16 protein-coding genes and 1 riboswitch are annotated in these 18,652 nt (G+C 74.1%); of the genes, 7 read left to right on the top strand and 9 right to left on the bottom strand.

The genetic code is table 11. The annotated features are described in order from the left end of the window. Positions 1-70: 70 nt before the first annotated feature. Positions 71-1,168: a hypothetical protein gene (locus ABZ318_RS03090; RefSeq protein ID WP_356900748.1), complete on the bottom strand. Its 1,098-nt coding sequence runs from the start codon at positions 1,166-1,168 to the stop codon at positions 71-73. A 345-nt stretch (positions 1,169-1,513) separates the two neighbouring features. On the opposite strand from ABZ318_RS03090, the gene ABZ318_RS03085 reads away from it, so the two are divergent. Further along, the gene (locus ABZ318_RS03085) at positions 1,514-1,918 is read left to right on the top strand and encodes a hypothetical protein (protein WP_356900747.1); all 405 of its coding nucleotides are present in this window, start codon (positions 1,514-1,516) and stop codon (positions 1,916-1,918) included. 58 nt (positions 1,919-1,976) lie between these two features. Here ABZ318_RS03085 and ABZ318_RS03080 read toward each other — a convergent pair whose 3' ends face one another. Further along, positions 1,977-2,600: an FMN reductase gene (locus ABZ318_RS03080; protein WP_356900746.1), complete on the bottom strand. Its 624-nt coding sequence runs from the start codon at positions 2,598-2,600 to the stop codon at positions 1,977-1,979. 4 nt (positions 2,601-2,604) lie between these two features. After that, entirely contained in the window at positions 2,605-3,690 is a 1,086-nt protein-coding gene (locus tag ABZ318_RS03075) for an LLM class flavin-dependent oxidoreductase (RefSeq protein ID WP_356900806.1), read from the bottom strand. A gap of 119 nt (positions 3,691-3,809) precedes the next feature. Here ABZ318_RS03075 and ABZ318_RS03070 point away from each other — a divergent pair, with 119 nt between their 5' ends. The 4 genes from ABZ318_RS03070 (at position 3,810) to ABZ318_RS03055 (ending at position 6,892) form a co-directional block, all read left to right on the top strand. Continuing rightward, complete coding sequence (locus tag ABZ318_RS03070) at positions 3,810-3,950, top strand: DUF6126 family protein (RefSeq protein WP_356900745.1); 141 nt, start codon at positions 3,810-3,812, stop codon at positions 3,948-3,950. Positions 3,951-4,002: 52 nt separating this feature from the next. Then, positions 4,003-5,238 carry a precorrin-6y C5,15-methyltransferase (decarboxylating) subunit CbiE gene (cbiE, locus tag ABZ318_RS03065; RefSeq protein ID WP_356900744.1) on the top strand — a complete coding sequence of 412 codons (1,236 nt, stop codon included), beginning with the start codon at positions 4,003-4,005 and terminating at the stop codon, positions 5,236-5,238. Next, entirely contained in the window at positions 5,235-5,984 is a 750-nt protein-coding gene (gene cobM, locus ABZ318_RS03060) for a precorrin-4 C(11)-methyltransferase (protein ID WP_356900743.1), read from the top strand. The genes cbiE and cobM overlap by 4 nt, the downstream gene beginning before the upstream one ends. Before the next feature lie 233 nt (positions 5,985-6,217). After that, positions 6,218-6,892 carry a hypothetical protein gene (locus tag ABZ318_RS03055; protein ID WP_356900742.1) on the top strand — a complete coding sequence of 225 codons (675 nt, stop codon included), beginning with the start codon at positions 6,218-6,220 and terminating at the stop codon, positions 6,890-6,892. On the opposite strand, the gene ABZ318_RS03050 is transcribed toward ABZ318_RS03055, so the two are convergent. Next, a complete protein-coding gene (locus ABZ318_RS03050) occupies positions 6,880-7,437 on the bottom strand; it encodes a GNAT family protein (RefSeq protein ID WP_356900741.1) in 558 nt (185 codons plus the stop codon). The genes ABZ318_RS03055 and ABZ318_RS03050 overlap by 13 nt on opposite strands. Positions 7,438-7,478: 41 nt before the next feature. Beyond that, positions 7,479-8,597 carry a cobalt-precorrin-5B (C(1))-methyltransferase gene (locus ABZ318_RS03045; RefSeq protein WP_356900740.1) on the bottom strand — a complete coding sequence of 373 codons (1,119 nt, stop codon included), beginning with the start codon at positions 8,595-8,597 and terminating at the stop codon, positions 7,479-7,481. Positions 8,598-8,609: 12 nt separating this feature from the next. On the opposite strand from ABZ318_RS03045, the gene ABZ318_RS03040 reads away from it, so the two are divergent. Beyond that, the gene (locus ABZ318_RS03040) at positions 8,610-9,338 is read left to right on the top strand and encodes a cobalt-precorrin-6A reductase (RefSeq protein ID WP_356900739.1); all 729 of its coding nucleotides are present in this window, start codon (positions 8,610-8,612) and stop codon (positions 9,336-9,338) included. Here ABZ318_RS03040 and ABZ318_RS03035 read toward each other — a convergent pair. The 4 genes from ABZ318_RS03035 to ABZ318_RS03020 form a co-directional block, all read right to left on the bottom strand. After that, positions 9,328-11,022: a PA14 domain-containing protein gene (locus tag ABZ318_RS03035; RefSeq protein WP_356900738.1), complete on the bottom strand. Its 1,695-nt coding sequence runs from the start codon at positions 11,020-11,022 to the stop codon at positions 9,328-9,330. The genes ABZ318_RS03040 and ABZ318_RS03035 overlap by 11 nt on opposite strands. Positions 11,023-11,136: 114 nt before the next feature. Then, the gene (locus tag ABZ318_RS03030; RefSeq protein WP_356900737.1) at positions 11,137-12,630 is read right to left on the bottom strand and encodes a precorrin-2 C(20)-methyltransferase; all 1,494 of its coding nucleotides are present in this window, start codon (positions 12,628-12,630) and stop codon (positions 11,137-11,139) included. Further along, positions 12,627-13,280 carry a precorrin-8X methylmutase gene (locus tag ABZ318_RS03025; RefSeq protein ID WP_356900736.1) on the bottom strand — a complete coding sequence of 218 codons (654 nt, stop codon included), beginning with the start codon at positions 13,278-13,280 and terminating at the stop codon, positions 12,627-12,629. The genes ABZ318_RS03030 and ABZ318_RS03025 overlap by 4 nt, the downstream gene beginning before the upstream one ends. Then, positions 13,277-14,506 carry a cobalamin biosynthesis protein CobG gene (locus tag ABZ318_RS03020; RefSeq protein ID WP_356900805.1) on the bottom strand — a complete coding sequence of 410 codons (1,230 nt, stop codon included), beginning with the start codon at positions 14,504-14,506 and terminating at the stop codon, positions 13,277-13,279. The genes ABZ318_RS03025 and ABZ318_RS03020 overlap by 4 nt, the downstream gene beginning before the upstream one ends. Before the next feature lie 75 nt (positions 14,507-14,581). Next, a riboswitch (cobalamin riboswitch) is annotated at positions 14,582-14,721 on the top strand. 37 nt (positions 14,722-14,758) lie between these two features. Between ABZ318_RS03020 and cobN the strand changes: the two genes are divergently transcribed. Beyond that, positions 14,759-18,361 carry a cobaltochelatase subunit CobN gene (gene cobN / locus ABZ318_RS03015; RefSeq protein ID WP_356900735.1) on the top strand — a complete coding sequence of 1,201 codons (3,603 nt, stop codon included), beginning with the start codon at positions 14,759-14,761 and terminating at the stop codon, positions 18,359-18,361. The last annotated feature ends 291 nt before the right edge of the window (positions 18,362-18,652 follow it).

Genomic DNA, 18,652 nt, shown 5'->3' with positions numbered 1-18,652 from the left:
AACGCGAGGTGCCCCGCCCGGGGGAGGGCGGGGCACCGGCCCGTCGCCGGACGCGTGGGTCGTACGGGGATCAGGCAGCGGTTCCGCGACGACGGAACAGCGCCAGGGCGACACCTGCCGCGCCCGCTCCCGCCAGGGCCGCGCCGCCCGCGAAGGCGGGGGTGCGGTCGGCGGCGACCGGCTCCGCACCGGCGGCGACGGAGCCGTTGGGGACGACGGAGGTCTGCGGGGCGGTGGCCGCCTCGGCGCCGGTCCGGGTCGCGTGCTGCGCGGCGGGCGCGGCGGTGGCGCCCTGGTTCGTGCCGGTGCCGGTGCCGGTGCCGGTGCTCGTGCCGGAGCCCGTGTCCGGGGTCTTCTCCGAGTCGGTGGCGCAGTTCTTCGGGACTGCCGGGAAAGCCAGGCCCGCCCACGGGATCGGGCCGCCGTGCACCCGCATCTGGAGCATCGGCACCGCCGGGGCCGGGTCGAGCAGGCCCTTGATGCGGGCGCCGCCGTAGAGGGCCGTGTCGTGGCCGCGGTCGAGGACCGCGATGACCTTGCCGTTCTGGCTGAGCTTCGCGACCGGGCCCTTGGGGCTGTTCGTCAGGGCCATGGACACGCCCTCGAAGGGCGCGGCGGCGGACCGGGTCACCGTGCAGCCCTCGCGGACCTCGCTGAAGTCGCCGCCACCCGGCTGCGGGTTGCGCCAGGAGGTGAGGGTGCCGTCGGCCTCCAGGACGACGAAGACGGTGCCGAACTGGTCGCCCGCGCCGCGGCCGTCCGCCTTCAGGCGGCCCGTGACCTTGCCCTGGGGGGAGTGGAGCTCGGCGAGGTAGCCGCCGGTGCTCGTGCGGTAGAGCTCGGCGTATCCGCCGTCGGCGAGCGGGCGGCGGCCGAGGCCGGTGCCCGCCGCCCCCTCCGGGCCCTGCTCACCGAGCTGCCCGTTCGTGGTGCCCTCGGACGCGCTTCCCGTCGTGCCCGGGGTCGTGCCCTCGGTCTTCGGCGCCTGGACCTTCGGTGCCTCGGTGGCCGGGGCCCGGGTGGCGGCGGGCGCCGCCGGGGCCCGGGTCGCGGTGGCCGTCGGGGTCGCGGTCGGGGCGGGCGTCGCGGCGAAGGCGCCGACGGCCGGGGCGAGGACGGCACCGGCGAGGGCGGCGGTGGTGATGGCGGTGCGAAGGGCGGTGCGCATGACGACTCCTGGAAGACAGGTGTGGAAGAGGAGAGCCGCATGCCGTCTGCTCGTTCGGGTGGGGCCGTTGGAGGTTCGGCGGGCTGTGTGAACAAAGTTATGGATCTTGTTCGACGGGAACTTCGCCGCCGTGTCACGAGCGTGTGACGGGGGCCTCTTTCCTCTCCTCGTCTCCATCTCGACAAGCAGTTCCAGGCGCTCGCCCTGCCGGGGACCCTCTTCGGGACCGACGCCGTCGCCGCACGGCCCGCCGACTGATCCACTTGCGGGCCGCCGGGCGGGGGTGTGCCCTGGAGGGTGCGGGAACCGGGAACCAGGGGGGCCGGACACGAAGGAGCTCCTGCCATGGCCGCACACGCAGCGGTGCCCAACCGGCGCCGAGTCAGCACGCACGGCTGGGGACTCCCGGTCACGATCGGCGTCCTGTACGGGTTCTACGCGGAGGTGAACGCCCGCGACGGCGGCGGGCTCAGCTGGGGTCAGTTCTGGCTCGGCATCGTCTCCGCCGTCGTCCTCGCCGGTGCTCTGTACGCCCTCCGGCGGTACGGTCGCGCCCTGCCCCGCGAGGCCCGCGCCGTCGCCTGGGGCGCCCTCGCCGGCATCGCCGTCGGCTTCCTCTACAGCGTCACCGACGCGAGCGTCTACTCGTCGGCGCTGCTGGGGCTCATCGTGGGGCTGGTCGTCGGCGTCGCCGCGTTCTATCTCTTCTACACGCACGAGGACGCCAGGGGCCGCCCCGCACCGTGGTGACCTCCCCGTCGTGGGCGATCGTCCCGTTCTGCGGGACGAGCGCCCACGCGGCGGGGTGTCAGTCCAGGCGCAGGTCCGCCAGTTGCTTCTCGAAGGGGACGATCTCGTCGTCCTCCGTGCGCCGCGCCGGCCTCCCCGCCACCGTGTCCGCGAACTCGTTGCCCGCGCGGGTGATCCGGGCCGGCAGGCCCTCCGTGTACTCGTCGCCGCCGGTGCCCCAGTCCTCCGAGGCCGCGTAGACCGCGGTGGGGACGACGAGGGCCCGCAGGTAGGCGAAGAGGGGTCGCAGGGCGTGGTCGAGGACGAGGGAGTGGCGGGCGGTGCCGCCCGTCGCGGCGACGAGGACCGGGGTCCCCGTGAGCGCCGCCGGGTCGACGAGGTCGAAGAAGGACTTGAACAGGCCGCTGTAGGAAGCCGTGAAGACGGGGGTGACCGCGATGACCCCGTCCGCGCCCGTGACCTTGTCGATCGCCTCCTGGAGCGCGGCCGACGGGTAGCCCGTCACGAAGTTCTTCGCGATGTCGACGGCCAGGTCGCGCAGTTCGACGACCTCGACGTCGACGGCGTACTCCTGCTCGGCCAGCCGGTACCGGGCCGCCTGGAGGAGCCGGTCGGCGAGGAGCCGGGTGGAGGAGGGGGCGCTGAGTCCGGCGGACACGGCGACCAGCTTCAACGTCTGCATGGCGTCAGACCTCCTTCGGGGCGTTCGGGACGACGGCGGGGTGGAGCGGGGCGGTCTCCGGCACTCCGGCGGGCCGCAGGTTCGCGAACTCCTTGCGCAGCACCGGAATGACCTCCTCGCCGAGCAGGTCGAGCTGTTCCAGGACCGTCTTGAGGGGCAGTCCGGCGTGGTCGACGAGGAACAGCTGGCGCTGGTAGTCGCCCACGTACTCGCGGAAGGAGAGCGTGCGCTCGATGACCTCCTGCGGGGAGCCGACGGTCAGCGGGGTCTCGCGGCTGAACTCCTCCAGGCTCGGACCGTGGCCGTAGACCGGCGCGTTGTCGAAGTACGGGCGGAACTCCCGTACCGCGTCCTGCGAGTTCTTCCGCAGGAAGACCTGGCCGCCGAGGCCGACGATGGCCTGCTCGGGGGTGCCGTGGCCGTAGTGCGCGTACCGCTGCCGGTAGAGGCGGACCATCTTCTCGGTGTGCTGCTTGGGCCAGAAGATGTGGTTCGCGAAGAAGCCGTCGCCGTAGTAGGCGGCCTGTTCGGCGATCTCGGGGGAGCGGATGGAGCCGTGCCAGACGAACGGCGGGACGCCGTCGAGGGGGCGCGGGGTGGAGGTGAAGCCCTGGAGGGCGCTGCGGAACCTGCCCTCCCAGTCGACCACGTCCTCCCTCCACAGCTTGTGGAGGAGCGCGTAGTTCTCGATGGCGAGCGGGATGCCCTGGCGGATGTCCTGGCCGAACCACGGGTAGACCGGGCCGGTGTTGCCGCGGCCCATCATCAGGTCCACGCGGCCGTCGGCGAGGTGCTGGAGGGTCGCGTAGTCCTCGGCGATCTTCACCGGGTCGTTGGTGGTGATCAGGGTGGTGGAGGTCGACAGGATCAGGTTCTCCGTGCGGGCGGCTATGTGCCCGAGGAGCGTCGTCGGGGAGGACGGGACGAACGGCGGGTTGTGGTGCTCGCCGGTCGCGAAGACGTCGAGCCCGACCTCCTCCGCCTTGAGCGCGATCGCGACGGTGTTCTTGATGCGCTCGTGCTCGGTGGGGGTGCGGCCGGTGGTGGGGTCGGTCGTCACGTCGCCGACGGTGAAGATCCCGAACTGCATCGTGCTCACCTCTCGCGGTTCCTGCTGTTGGTTGAAGCTTAAACTATTACCTCGAACCGCGCGACCCCCTCCCCTATTCCGGGCCGGCCCCCTCCACCCACGCCCGTACCCTGGAGCGCATGACCGGGAAGACCCACGACAGCGAGCGCTGGAAGGAGCGGGGCGTGATGCTCCGCGTCTTCGTGTACGTCTTCGCCACCCACGCCTTCGCCGGCTTCGTCTGGCTGCTCTTCTACGTCGGGCAGAACGCCCAGAGGTGAGTGAGGGCCGCCACGTGCCGCCCACCTGCGGCCCTCACGTAGAGTCCCGGACGTGAACGCTGCGATATCGGTGGTGTCGGTCGTCGGGATCGGCGCGGACGGCTGGGACGGGCTCCCCGAGACCGCCCGCCGCGCCCTGCGCGCCGCCGAGGTCCTGCTCGGCGCCCCCCGCCAGCTCGGCCTCCTCCCGGAGGACGACTGCCCCGGCGAGCGGATCGCCTGGCCCTCCCCCCTCCGCCCCGCCGTCCCCGGACTGCTCGCCGCCCACCAGGGCCGCGCGATCGCCGTCCTCGCCAGCGGCGACCCCTCCTTCTACGGCATCGCCCGCACCCTCGCGGAGACCGTCGGCGCCGACCGCCTCCACGTCCACCCGCACCCGTCCTCCGTCTCGTACGCCTGCGCCCGCCTCGGCTGGCCCCTGGAGGCGACCGAGACGCTCTCCCTCGTCGCCCGGCCGCTCGCCGCGCTCTCCGCCGCCCTGCACGAGGGCCGCCGCCTCCTCGTGCTCAGCGAAGGCGCCGACACCGCCGCGCGGGTCGCGGAGCTGCTGCGCACGACCGGCTGGAGCGGCACCCGCGTCCGCGTCCTCGAACAGCTCGGCGGCCCCGCCGAGCGGGTCCTCGACGGGACCGCCGCCGACTGGCCGCACCAGCGCACCGACCCCCTCAACGTCCTCGCCCTCGACTGCGCCCGCGACCCCGGCACCCTCCGCCTCGGCGCCGTGCCCGGACTCCCCGACGAGGCGTACGAGCACGACGGCCAGCTCACCAAGCGGTACGTGCGCGCCGCCACCCTCGCCGCCCTCGCCCCCGCCCCCGGCGAACTCCTCTGGGACGTCGGCGGCGGCTCCGGCTCCATCGGCGTCGAATGGATGCGGACCCACCGCTCCTGCCGGGCGATCGCCGTCGAGAAGTCCCCCGAGCGGGCCGCCCGCATCACCCGCAACGCCGACGCCCTCGGCGTACCGGGCCTGCGCGTCGTCACGGCCGCCGCCCCGACGGGCCTGGCCGATCTGGAAACCCCCGACGCGATCTTCGTCGGCGGCGGCCTCACCGCACCCGGCCTGCTCGACACCTGCTGGGAGGCCCTGCCGCCCGGCGGCCGGCTCGTCGCCAACACCGTGACGCTGGAATCCGAGGCGCTGCTGGCCCGGTGGTACGGCCGCCACGGCGGCGAACTGGTCCGGCTCGCCGTCTCCACCGCCGTGCCCGTGGGCGGCTTCACCGGCTGGCGCCAGGCCATGCCCGTCACCCAGTGGTCCGTAACGAAGGGTTCAACAGAGCAATGACCGTCTACTTCATCGGCGCGGGCCCCGGCGCGGCCGACCTGATCACCGTGCGCGGCGCGCGGACCCTCGCCGAGTGCGGGGTCTGCCTCTACGCCGGCTCCCTCGTCCCCACCGAGCTGCTCGCCGAGTGCCCGCCGGACGCGAAGCTCGTCGACACGGCGAAGATGGACCTCGACCAGATCGTCGCCGAGATCACCGCCGCCCACGAGGCCGGCCGGGACGTCGCCCGGCTGCACTCCGGCGACCCGTCGGTCTTCAGCGCCGTGGCCGAGCAGATGCGCCGCCTGGACGCGGCCGGCATCCCGTACGAGGTCGTGCCCGGCGTCCCGGCGTTCGCGGCGGCGGCGGCCGCCCTGAAGCGGGAACTCACCGTCCCGACGGTCGGCCAGACCGTCATCCTCACCCGCATCGCCCAGCAGGCCACCCCCATGCCGGAGGGCGAGGACCTCGCCACCCTCGGCCGCAGCGGCGCCCTGCTCGTCCTCCACCTCGCCGCGCGCTACGTCGACCGGGTCGTCGGCGAACTCGTCCCCCACTACGGCGCCGACTGCCCGGCCGCCGTCGTCGCGATGGCCAGCCGCCCGGACGAGGTGGTCCTGCGGGGCACCCTGGAGGACATCGCGGAGCAGACGAAGGCGGCGGGCATCACGAAGACGGCCGTCATCATCGTGGGCCGCACGCTGGGGGCCTCGGGGTTCCGCGACAGCCACCTGTACGACCCGGCGCGGGACCGCCACGCCTGCTGAGCCGCACACCGGCATGCGGCGGGGCCCCGGGAGGTTCCCGGGGCCCCGCCGCACGTGCGTCAGGCGTTCGGCCGCTTGCCGTGGTTCGCCTTCTTCTTCTTGCGGGCCCGCTTCTTGTTGCCGCGCTTCGCCATGGGACTCCCTCTCGCTCGGGGAACGGGGAACTCTGCCGTGGCCAGCCTAGGAGCGGGGCCGTGGTGCCGCATGTCGGTGACAGGGGCTTGAATGCTCCCGTGACCGTCTACGACGTGGCCCGGGCGCTGCCGGGCATCGAGGAACTGCGCGACCACAGCCGAGGGCTCGCGATGCTGGACGCCGTCCTGAGCCCGGAGTGGGAGGGCCGGTACTACTCCTTCGACGCGCACTGGTCGGAGACCGAGCAGCTGGCGTCGATGCGGGACGGTTCCGGTGGTGAGTACACGATCGTCCTCTCCCCGGCGGGGGCGTACGCGCGCGTCTTCGACCACGAGTCGCCGCTGAGCCCCTACGGGCCGCTCGCGGACGGGCGGACCTGGCCCGGGGTGCTCGACGGGGTCCCGGAGGCCTTCCGGGAGTACCTGACGGAGCCGGCGTTCACGGACGAGGACGGGGTGCACGTGACCACCGCCTGCCTGTGGCGCGAGACCGCCGACACGGCCTGGCGGACGGGCCCGGTCGAGTTCCCGGACCTGGACGGCCACGAGGACCCGGACGGCTCCGGTCGCCTCCTCCACCTGCTGACGGACCGCTCGGCGGAGGCGTACGCGGAATGGGCGGCCGACTACTACGAGCAGCCGGTCGACGTCGAGGCCGTGCGCCACGTCCTGGCCCTGGAGCCGCTGACCCCGGAGCTGGTGGCGCGCCTCAACCCCCAGGTGGCGCTCCCCGACCTCGCCGAGGACATCGCGGAGATCGGCTACCCCGCCTGAACAGCCCCCCACTCCGGAGCGATCACCGACATCACCGTCGCGTCCACCCGCTCCCCCTCCCACAGCAGCGCCCCGCGCAATACGCCCTCCGCCCGGAAGCCGGCCTTCTCGTAGGCGCGGCGGGCGCGGGGGTTGAACGCGTAGACCTCCAGCCAGATCCGGTACAGGCCGAGCGTCTCGAAGCCGTGGCCGACGATCAGCCGGGTCGCCTCCGTGCCGAGGCCCCGGCCGACGGCGTCCGGGACGAAGGCGATCCGGAAGGCGCAGCTCTCGTTGTCCGGGTCCCACTCGTTGAGGACGGCCTCGCCGACGACCCGCCCGGTGGTCCGCTCGACCACGGCGAGGTCGAGCCGGTCGTCCTGCGCCCCGCGTGAGCCGTACCACTTCCGCAGGGCCGCCTCGTCGAACGACGTGTGGCCGCCGGTGAGCCGGGTGACCTCCGGGTCCTCGAAGAGCGGCAGCAGCGCGGGCACGTCCGCTTCGGTGACGGGACGGAGGGCCACCAGGTCGCCGGTGAGGGTGGGCTTGTACGAGAAGTCGCTCATCCCGGGATTCTCGGCGGCCGCCGCAGGGGTTGTCGCCCGTATTAAGGCCCGGCCACCGCCGACCGTCCCACGACGACGCCCGCGCGGTCGATGCAGATCACGTCCACGGCGACCGGGGCGCCCCGCAGGACCGCGAGGGCCTCGTCGCGGGCGCGGGCGGCGACGAGGTCGCCCAGGGGCACTCCCGCGGCCTCGCAGAGGCGGAGGGCGGCGAGGCCCGTGTTGGCGGCGGCGATCTCGGCGGCGAGGGCCTCGGAGGCGCCGCCCGTGCGGGCGAGCTCGGCGAGGAAGGCCTTGTCGACCTGGGAGCGGGCCGAGTGGAGGTCCAGGTGGCCGGCGGCCAGTTTGGAGAGCTTGGCGAAGCCGCCGCAGATCGTGAGCCGGTCGACGGGGTGGCGGCGGACGTACTTGAGGACGGCGCCCGCGAAGTCGCCCATGTCGAGGAGCGCGATCTCCGGCAGGTCGTAGAGCTCCGTGACGGTCCGCTCGGAGGTGGAGCCGGTGCAGCCCGCCACGTGGGTGAGACCGCCCGCGCGGGCCACGTCGACGCCCCGGCGGATGGAGTCGATCCAGGCGGAGCAGGAGTACGGGACGACGACGCCGGTCGTGCCGAGGATCGACAGGCCGCCGAGGATGCCGATGCGCGGGTTCCAGGTGGAGCGGGCGATCTCGGCGCCGTCGTCGACGGAGATCGTGATCTCGACGTCGCCGGGGGCGCCGTGCGCGGCGGCGACGGCGGCGACGTGTTCGCGCATCAGCCGCCGGGGCACGGGGTTGATCGCGGGTTCGCCGACGTCGAGGGGGAGACCGGGCAGGGTGACGGTGCCGACGCCGGGGCCCGCGCGGAAGACGACCCCGGAGCCGGGCGGCAGGAGCCGTACGGTCGAGCGGATCACGGCCCCGTGGGTGACGTCCGGGTCGTCGCCGGCGTCCTTGACGACGGCGGCCATGGCGGCATCGGCCGTCAGGGACTCGGCGGTCAGCGCGAAGGACGGCGTCTGCCCCTTCGGGAGCGTGATCGTCACCGGGTCCGGGAAGTCGCCGGTGAGCAGCGCGGTGTACGCGGCGGTGGTGGCCGCGGTCGCGCAGGCACCGGTCGTCCAGCCCGGGCGGAGGCCGGTGTGCTTGAGTTGGGCCTCACGCCCGCCGCCTGACGTCACGAAGGGGCTCCTGTGCACGTACTCGTTCTCGGCGGGACCACCGAGGCCCGCGCCCTCGCCGGGCTGCTGCACGGCCGGGTCCGGGTCACCAGTTCCCTCGCGGGGCGGGTGGCGAGCCCCCGACTGCCGGCCGGGGAGGTCCGGATCGGGGGGTTCGGGGGCGTCGACGGTCTCGTGGACTGGATGGCGGGGCACGCCGTGGACGCGGTCATCGACGCCACCCATCCCTTCGCCGAGCGGATCAGCTTCAACGCGGCCCGGGCGGCCGCCACCACCCATGTTCCCCTGTTGGCGCTGCGCCGTCCCGGGTGGGTCCCGGTGGACGGCGACGACTGGCGCCCGGTGGCGTCCCTGGAGGAGGCGGCCCGGGCCCTGGACGGCCTGGGCGACCGCGTCTTCCTGACGACCGGCCGCATGGGCCTCGCGGCCTTCGCCGCCTGCCCGCAGTGGTTCCTGGTCCGCTCGGTGGACGCCCCGGACGCCCCGGTGCCGGCCCGCACCGAGGTCCTCCTCGACCGGGGCCCCTTCACCCTGGACGGCGAGCGGGAGATCCTCGCCCGGCACCGGATCGACGTGGTGGTGACGAAGGACAGCGGCGGTGCGGCGACCGCCCCGAAACTGACGGCGGCCCGCGAGGCGGGCCTCCCGGTCGTGGTGGTCCGCCGCCCGCCGGTCCCGTCCGGCGTCCCGGTGGCGGCGACCCCGGAGGAGGCCGCCGCGTGGGTCGCCGCTACTCGGTGACGGGGGTGCCGAGTTCGGTGACCTCGACCCAGTTCAGGTTCGGGTCGGTCGCGTGGAGCATGTTCTCCCACTGGTCCACGGCGATCACGGTGTACATCACGGTCTCGCCGTCCGCCGCGTTGGGGTGGAGGAACGAGGTGGCGTCCTTGGCGAGGTACGCGACGCGGTAGGTGACCCAGCCGGATTCGCCCTCGCCGTTGTCGTACTTCTCGGCCCGGTAGACCTCGTAACGCTTGAGGTCGGGCTCCGTGCTCGCGTCCCACTCGACCAGCACGCCGTCCTCGTGCGGCGTCGCCTTGAGGCCGGTGACGGGCGCCGGGGCGACCAGGTCGCCCTCGGTCGCGACCACGGCCTCGCCGGAGGCCGGGGACTCGTTGTCGGCCCGGTCGACCGCCGTGACCGTGTACCGGTACGTCGTGCCCTTCCAGAGGCCGGTGTCGTTGGTGTAGGAGGTGGCGGAGGTGGTTCCGATGAGGAAACCGTCGCGGTAGACGCGGTAGGAGACCACGTCGGTGTCCGCCGGGGCGGTCCAGTTCAGGGCGAAGCCCAGCATGTAGCTCCCGGTGTCCACCGCCGTCAGACCCTTCGGAGCCCCGGGCGCGTAGTCGCCGTGCGTGGCGGTGACGGTGGTGCGCGGGGAGGTGTTGCCGGCGGCGTCGACGGCCGAGACCCCGTAGGTGTAGCCGGTGTTCTCGGCGGCGGTGGCGTCCGTCCACGTGGTGCCGGTGACGCCGGTCGCGACCTGGGCGACGGGGTCGGTGGTGCCGGTGCGCTGCCGGTGCACGGTGTACTTCACGGCGCCCGTGACCGGCTGCCACGCCAGGTGGACGCCGGTGGCCCCGTCGCTCGCGGTCACGCCGGCGGGGGCGGCGGTCGGGGTCCTGTCCACCGAGGCGACGGTCAGGTCGGCGGAGCCGTAGGACTCGTTGCCGGCCTTGTCGACGGCGCGGACCTCGTAGAGGTACGTCTGGCCGGTCGGCGGCGGGGAGTTCACGAAGGAGGCGGTCGTGACCAGGGCGGTGGCGCTGCTGACCTTCGTCCAGGTGGTGGAGGTGCCGAGCCGCCGGTAGACGCGGTAGCCGGCGAGGTCCATCTCCTTGTTGGCCGCCCACTTCAGGGCGGCCCTGTTCAGGACCTTGTCGTACGCGACGGTCGCGCCGACGGGCGCCAGCGGGCGGACCTTGTCCACGGTGGCCGAAGTGACGGGCGCGTACGTGAACTTGACGTTCGCCGTGCCCGTCCACGCCACGTAGTCGACGCGGAGGGTGTGCCTGCCGGCCGGGACGGTCAGGTTGACCGTCTTCTTCTGGGTGGTGGAGACGTTCTTCCAGAGGTCGATCCTCCGGACGCCGTCGAGGTAGACGCGGATGCCGTCCTGCGTCTCGGCGGCGAAGGAGAACGGGCCGCCGGAGCCGAAGTCGCGGGTCACCGACCAGCGGACGGAGAAGTTGTCCTTCGGCAGGGTGACGCCGGCCGGGTCGCCGAGGCCGTAGTTCTCGGCGATCGCGCTGTCGCAGGCGGTCAGCTTCGGGGTGCCGGTGAGCGTGGTGTTGGCGAAGAACTCCGCCTTCCACACGGGGGACGCGCAGGTGACGGCCGCGGCGGCCGGGGTGGCGGTGAGCAGCCCGCCGGAGGCGGCGAGGGCGGCCGTGGCGGCGATCGCGCTCAGCCGGGTACGAGTCATCACAGGGAGGGGGCCTTTCCGGGCCTGTGGAAAGCACGTGGAACAGGTGAACGCCTGTGTGACTCGCGAGGTGGGGGCAGGGTTGCCCCGGCCCCCACATCGTCACCTCCGTGTTCAGCCGTACCGCCGCGGCGTCCACGTGATCGTGCGGCCGTCGCCCCGTTCGACCGCGCGCGTCTGCGAGGAGCCGATCAGGAGGAGGGTGCGCATGTCGACCTCCGAGGGGTCCAGGGTCTTCAGGGTGAGGACCCGGACCGACTGCTCCGGGCCGCCGACGTCGCGGGCGACGACCACCGGGGTCTCGGGGGCGCGGAGTTCGAGGAGGAGGTCGCGGGCGGCGGCCACCTGGTGGGTGCGGGACCTGGAGCCCGGGTTGTAGAGGGCGATGACGAGGTCGGCGGAGGCGGCGGCGCGCAGCCGGGCCTCGATGACGTCCCAGGGCTTGAGGCGGTCGGAGAGGGAGATCGTGGCGTAGTCGTGGCCCAGGGGGGCGCCGGCCGCGGCGGCGGCCGCGTTCGCCGCGGTCACCCCCGGGAGGACCCGTACGGGCACGTCCGCGTACTGCGGTTCGCAGGCGACCTCCAGGACGGCCGTCGCCATGGCGAAGACGCCCGGGTCGCCGCCGGAGACGACCGCGACCTTCCGGCCGCGCCGGGCCAGGTCGAGGGCGAACTCGGCGCGCTCGGACTCGACCTTGTTGTCGGAGCCGTGCCGGATCTGCCCGGGGCGGAGGACGGGGACCCGGTCGAGGTACGTCGTGTAGCCGACGAGGACGTCGGCGTTGACGAGCGCGCCGCGCGACTCGGGGGTGAGCCAGGGCGCCCCGGCGGGGCCGGTGCCGACGACGGTGACCTCGCCCATCTCCCGTACGGGAGGCTCCTGGTCGATGCGGGAGGGCAGGACGGCCACCGAGAAGTACGGGACGGAGGACGGGTCCACGTCCGTCAGCTTCTCCGTGCGCTCGCCCGTCATGAACGCGCGCTCCACATAGCGCGCGTCGTCGAGCCGGCCGGCCCGTTCCAGCGCCCGCTTCACGGTGGGGAAGGTGCGGCCGAGCTTCATGACGACCGCCGAGTCGGTGCCCGCGAGGCGGGCCGTCAGCTCGTCCTCCGGCAGGGTGCCGGGGATGATCGTGAGGACCTCCTCCGCCTCGCACAGCGGCTCGCCGAGCCGGGCGGCGGCGGCGCTGACCGAGGTGACGCCGGGGATGACGGTCGTGTCGTAGCGGTCGGCGAGCCGCTTGTGCATGTGCTGGTACGAGCCGTAGAAGAGCGGGTCGCCCTCGGCGAGGACGGCGACGGTGCGGCCGGCGTCGAGGTGGGCGGCGAGGCGGGCCGAGGCCTCCTCGTAGAAGTCGTTCAGGGCGCCCCGGTAGCCGCCCGGGTGGTCCGTGGTCTCCACCGTGAGCGGGTACATCAGCCGCTCCTCGACGTGGTCCTCGCGGATGTGCTCGGCGGCGATGGAGCGGGCTATGGAGCGGCCGTGGCGGGCCGAGTGGTAGGCGACGACGTCGGCCTCGGCGATCGCCTTCACGGCGGCGACGGTCATCAGGTTCGGGTCGCCGGGGCCGAGGCCCACGCCGTAGAGCTTGCCGGTCGGGGTGGTCATGCCTGGATCTCCGCTTCGTGGGCGAGGGCGTTGATCGCGGCGGCCGTCATCGCGCTGCCGCCGCGCCGGCCCCGTACGACCAGGTAGTCGAGGCCGAGGGTGTTCTCGGCGAGGGCGTCCTTGGACTCGGCGGCGCCGATGAAGCCGACCGGGATGCCGAGGACGGCGGCGGGCTTCCCCGCGCCCTTCGCGACCATCTCCAGGAGGTGGAAGAGGGCGGTCGGGGCGTTGCCGATGGCGACGACGGAGCCTTCGAGGCGGTCCCGCCACAGTTCGAGCGCGGCGGCGGAGCGGGTGGTGCCCAGCTCGGCGGCGAGGCCGGGCACGGCCGGGTCGGAGAGGGCGCAGAGCACCTCGTTGTCGGCGGGCAGCCGCTTGCGGGTGACGCCGCTGGCGACCATCTGGGCGTCGCAGAGGACGGGCGCGCCGGCGCGGAGGGCGGCGCGGGCGCTCGCGACGACGCCCGGGGAGTACGCGATGTCCTGCACGAGGTCGGTCATGCCGCAGGCGTGGATCATCCGGACCGCCACCTGGGCGACGTCGGCGGGCAGGCCCGCGAGGTCCGCCTCGGCGCGGATCGTGGCAAAGGACCGGCGGTAGATCTCCGTCCCGTCCTTCTCGTAGTCGAACATCCTGTTGCTCTCGCTCATCTCGTCGTGCGGGCCGTGGTCACTGCTTCGGGCAGGGAGGTACGGGGGGTGGGGACGCCGTCCACCAGGTAGGCGTCGTCGCCGGTGGCGAGGACGTCGACCCAGGTGCCGTGCGGGTGCCCGCAGCGGCGTTCGCACCCGGAGAAGTGCACGGGCAGCGGCCCCGCGGGTGCGGCGAGGGCGACGGTCCTGACGTCGGCGAGGGACTTGGCGCAGCCGGGCCGTCCGGTGCAGGCGCTGACCCCGACCGAGGGCAGGTCGGGCCGGGTGACCAGGCCGTGCGTCTCCAGGCCGGGCAGCCGGTCGGCACGGGCCTCGACGGCGACCACCCCGCGCCAGGGCGTGAACCGCAGCTCGCCGGCCCCGTCGGCCAGGGCCCGCAGCTGCGCGGCGGTCAGCCGGCCGAGGGGGGCGAGGACGTGCAGGGCGTGCTCGCCGAGCGGCCCGGGCGCGGGCGGCCGGGACACGGGAAGCGGCGGTACGGGTACGGGCTCCGCCGTGATCCCGGCCCGTGCGAGGGCCCCGGCCCAGTCGGGGACGTGCCCGTCGGGCAGCTCGTGCGGCCGCCAGGCCCCGTTCCCGGCGGCCTCGGCGGCGTCGAGGAACGCGAGGGCGGCGGCGAGGGCGGCCCGTACGGCGTCGTCGGCGGCGAGACGGAAGGCCCGGGAGCCGAGCCGGAGGAGGACGGACCCGTCCTGGCCTGCGATCAAGCTCACATCGCCGCCGAGTCCGGCGACGTCCCCGCGCCCGTCGTCGAGGACGAACAGGAACCGTCCCGAAAGGGACGCGGCCCGGGGCTCGGCGCACAGGGCGGCGTCCAGTGCGCGCGCCCACAACTGCACGTCCGCACAGCCGAGTCCGTCGAGTTCCGCGCCGGGCGAGGCCACGATGTTGCGGACGCGTTCGTGGGTGGGGGAGGGCAGCAGACCGGCCCCGGCCAGGAGCTCCGCGAGCTCCGCCCCGCAGCCTTCGCCGAGGCCGCGCAGCTCCGCGTTGCCGCGTGAGGTGATGCTGATCCGCCCGTCGCCGAGGGTCTCGGCGGCGCGGGCCAGGACCTCGGCCTGACGGCCCGTCAGGCGGCCTGCGGGCAGGCGCAGTCGGGCGAGGCGTCCGTCGTCGGCGGGGTGCAGGCGCAGCGCCCCGGGGCAGGCGTCGCCACGGTCCCGTATGCGAGGTTCGCCCGGTTCGGGCGTCGGGGGCGGGGTGGGCGGCATGGCGGCGAGCATACCCACGGGGAACCGGCTGACCACCGGGTGTGATCCGGCCGACTCCCCGGTTCCCTCCGGCCCGGAGACGGCACGATCTAGGATGCAGATCGGCATGGGGTCCCAGGGCCCCGGGGAGGAAGCCCGGTGAGAATCCGGCGCGGTCCCGCCACTGTGAACCCGTACCAGCGATGGCACGGGTGAGTCAGGAACTCCTGCCGTCCACACGACCACCCGGGGCGCGGACAACCCCGAGGAAGGCCTGAGCTCGCCATGCTCCTGCTGCTGTCGCACTCCGACACCGACCTGCTCAGCGCCCGCGCGGCCGGAGGGCCGGTGGAGTACCGCTTCGCCAACCCCTCCCGCCTTCCGCTCGCCGACCTCCCGGCCCTCCTCGACGGCGCCGACCTGGTCGTCGTCCGCCTCCTCGGCGGCGTCCGCTCCTGGCAGGAGGGCCTGGACGCGGTCCTCGCCGCCGGGAAGCCGGTCGTCGTCCTCAGCGGCGAGCAGGCCCCCGACGCCCAGCTCATGGAGGCCTCCACCGTCCCGATCGGCGTCGCCACCGAGGCCCACGCCTACCTGGCGCACGGCGGCCCCGGGAACCTGGAGCAGCTGGCCCGCTTCCTCTCCGACACCGTCCTGCTCACCGGCCACGGCTTCGAGGCCCCGGCCGCCGCCCCCACCTGGGGCCCCCTGGAGCGGACCGTCCGGAACGAGACCGGCCCGACCGTCGCCGTGCTCTACTACCGCGCCCACCACATGAGCGGGAACACCGCCTTCGTCGACGCCCTCTGCGGGGCGATCGAGGACGCCGGCGCCCGGGCCCTCCCGCTGTACGTGGCGTCCCTGCGCGCCCCCGAGCCGGAGCTGCTCGACCGTCTCCGTACGGCCGACGCCATCGTCACCACCGTCCTCGCCGCCGGCGGCACCAAGCCCGCCGAGGCGCAGGCCGGAGGCGACGAAGAGGCCTGGGACGCGGGCGCGCTCGCCGCGCTCGACGTGCCGATCCTCCAGGCGCTGTGCCTGACCGGCTCGCGGTCCGCGTGGGAGGAGAACGACGAGGGCCTCTCCCCGCTGGACGCCGCCAGCCAGGTCGCCGTGCCCGAGTTCGACGGCCGGCTCATCACCGTCCCCTTCTCCTTCAAGGAGATCGACGAGGACGGTCTGCCCGCGTACGTCGCCGACGCCGAGCGCGCCGCCCGCGTCGCCGGGATCGCCGTCCGGCACGCCCGCCTCCGCCACATCCCGAACGCCGAGAAGAAGCTGGCGCTCGTCCTCTCCGCGTACCCCACGAAGCACTCCCGCATCGGCAACGCCGTCGGCCTGGACACCCCGGCGTCGGCGGTCGCGCTCCTGCGCCGCCTCCGTGAGGAGGGCTACGACTTCGGCCCGGTGGAGGACCTCCCCGGCCTCGTCTCCGGCGACGGCGACGAGCTGATCTACGCCCTCATCGAGGCCGGCGGCCACGACCAGGACTGGCTGACCGAGGAGCAGCTCGCGAAGAACCCGGTCCGCATCCCGGCCGCCGACTACAAGCGCTGGTACGCCACCCTGCCCGCCGAGCTCCGCGAGCAGGTGGAGGAGCACTGGGGCCCCGCGCCCGGCGAGATGTTCCTCGACCGCTCCCGCAACCCCGAGGGCGACATCGTCCTCGCCGCGCTGCGGCGCGGGAACCTCCTGATCCTCATCCAGCCGCCGCGCGGCTTCGGCGAGAACCCGATCGCGATCTACCACGACCCCGATCTTCCGCCGTCCCACCACTACCTGGCCGCCTACCGCTGGATCGCCGCCCGCGCCGAGGACGGCGGCTTCGGCGCCGACGCCATGGTCCACCTCGGCAAGCACGGCAACCTGGAGTGGCTGCCCGGCAAGAACGCCGGCCTGTCCGCCGCCTGCGGCCCCGACGCGGCCCTCGGCGACATCCCGCTGGTCTACCCGTTCCTCGTCAACGACCCGGGCGAGGGCACCCAGGCCAAGCGGCGCGTCCACGCCACCCTCGTCGACCACCTGGTGCCGCCGATGGCCCGCGCCGACTCGTACGGCGACATCGCCCGCCTGGAGCAGCTGCTCGACGAGTACGCGCAGATCAGCTCGATGGACCCGGCGAAGCTCCCGGCCATCCGCGCCCAGATCTGGACCCTGATCCAGGCCGCCAAGCTCGACCACGACCTGGGGCTCGAAGAGCGGCCCGAGGACGACGGCTTCGACGACTTCCTGCTGCACGTCGACGGCTGGCTGTGCGAGGTCAAGGACGCCCAGATCCGCGACGGCCTGCACGTCCTCGGCGGCGCGCCGGAGGGCGAGGCCCGGGTCAACCTGGTCCTCTCCATCCTCCGCGCCCGCCAGATCTGGGGCGGCACGCAGGCGCTGCCCGGCCTGCGCGAGGCCCTCGGCCTCGACGAGTCGGCCGCGACCCGCACCACCGCCGACGAGGCGGAGGCGAAGGCCCGCGAGCTGGTCGAGGCGATGGAGGCCGCCGGCTGGGCGGTGGACGCGATCGACACGGTCGCCGCCGCGTACGGCCCCGAGGTCCGCGAGGTGCTGTCCTTCGCCGCCCTCCAGGTCGTGCCGCGCCTGGCCGCCACCACCGACGAGCTGGCCCACGCCGTGCACGCCCTGAACGGCGGCTTCGTCCCCGCCGGCCCGTCCGGCTCCCCGCTCCGGGGCCTGGTCAACGTCCTGCCGACCGGCCGCAACTTCTACTCCGTCGACCCGAAGGCCGTGCCGTCCCGGCTCGCCTGGGAGACCGGCCAGGCGCTCGCGGACTCGCTGCTGGAGCGCTACCGCGCCGACAACGGCGAGTGGCCGACCTCCGTCGGCCTCTCCCTCTGGGGCACGAGCGCGATGCGCACCGCCGGAGACGACGTCGCCGAGGCGCTCGCCCTCCTCGGCGTCCGCCCGCTGTGGGACGAGGCCTCCCGCCGGGTCAACGGCCTGGAGCCCATCCCGCTCGCCGAGCTCGGCCGCCCGCGCGTCGACGTGACGCTGCGCATCTCGGGCTTCTTCCGCGACGCGTTCCCGCACGTCATCGGACTCCTCGACGACGCCGTACGGCTGGTGGCGGGCCTGGAGGACGAGTCCACCTCGGACAACTACGTACGGGCCCACGCGCAGGCCGACCTCGCCGAGCACGGCGACGAACGGCGCGCCACCACCCGCATCTTCGGCTCCCGCCCCGGCACGTACGGCGCGGGCATCCTCCAGCTGATCGACTCGCGCGACTGGCGCACGGACGCGGATCTGGCGGAGGTCTACACGGTCTGGGGCGGGTACGCCTACGGCCGCGGGCTCGAAGGCCGCCCGGCGCGCGCCGAGATGGAGACCGCGTACAAGCGGATCGCGGTCGCCGCGAAGAACACGGACACGCGCGAGCACGACATCGCCGACTCCGACGACTACTTCCAGTACCACGGCGGCATGGTCGCGACCGTCCGCGCGCTCACCGGCACCGCCCCCGAGGCGTACATCGGCGACTCGACCCGCCCGGAGACCGTCCGCACCCGCACACTGGTCGAGGAGACCTCCCGCGTCTTCCGGGCGCGTGTCGTGAACCCGCGCTGGATCGAGGCGATGCGCCGCCACGGCTACAAGGGCGCGTTCGAGCTGGCGGCGACCGTCGACTACCTCTTCGGCTACGACGCCACGACGGGGGTCGTCGCCGACTGGATGTACGACAAGCTCACGCAGGAGTACGTCCTCGACGAGACGAACCAGGCCTTCCTCAAGGAGGCCAACCCGTGGGCCCTGCACGGCATCGCGGAACGCCTCCTCGAAGCCGAGTCGCGCGGCATGTGGGAGAAGCCGGACCCGGAGACGCTGGCGGCGCTGCGGCGGGTCTTCCTGGAGACGGAGGGCGACTTGGAGGGCGACGAGTAGCCCACCGCGCCTGCGGGGCGGTGCCCCGGCCGTGCGGGCGCGCGCCCGCTGGGCGGTGCCCCCCGCCACCCCCCCGTGTGGGCAATCGTCCCGCTGGGGCGGGACGGGTGGGCACACGGGACGGCGCGCTCAGCGGCGCCTCCGCGTTCCGCGCCTGAACCCGCACCACCCGTGCGGCGCACCAGTGGTGACCGTCCAGGCGCGGGAGCCTAGGCCCGGCAAGGGGCGCCGTTCCGTTGTGCCCACCCGTTCCGCCCCAGCGGAACGATTGCCCACAACGGGGTGGGTGGG

The organism is Streptomyces sp. NPDC006197, from assembly GCF_040613865.1.
Taxonomy (GTDB): domain Bacteria; phylum Actinomycetota; class Actinomycetes; order Streptomycetales; family Streptomycetaceae; genus Streptomyces.
This window is presented reverse-complemented; position numbering and strand designations above follow the sequence as displayed.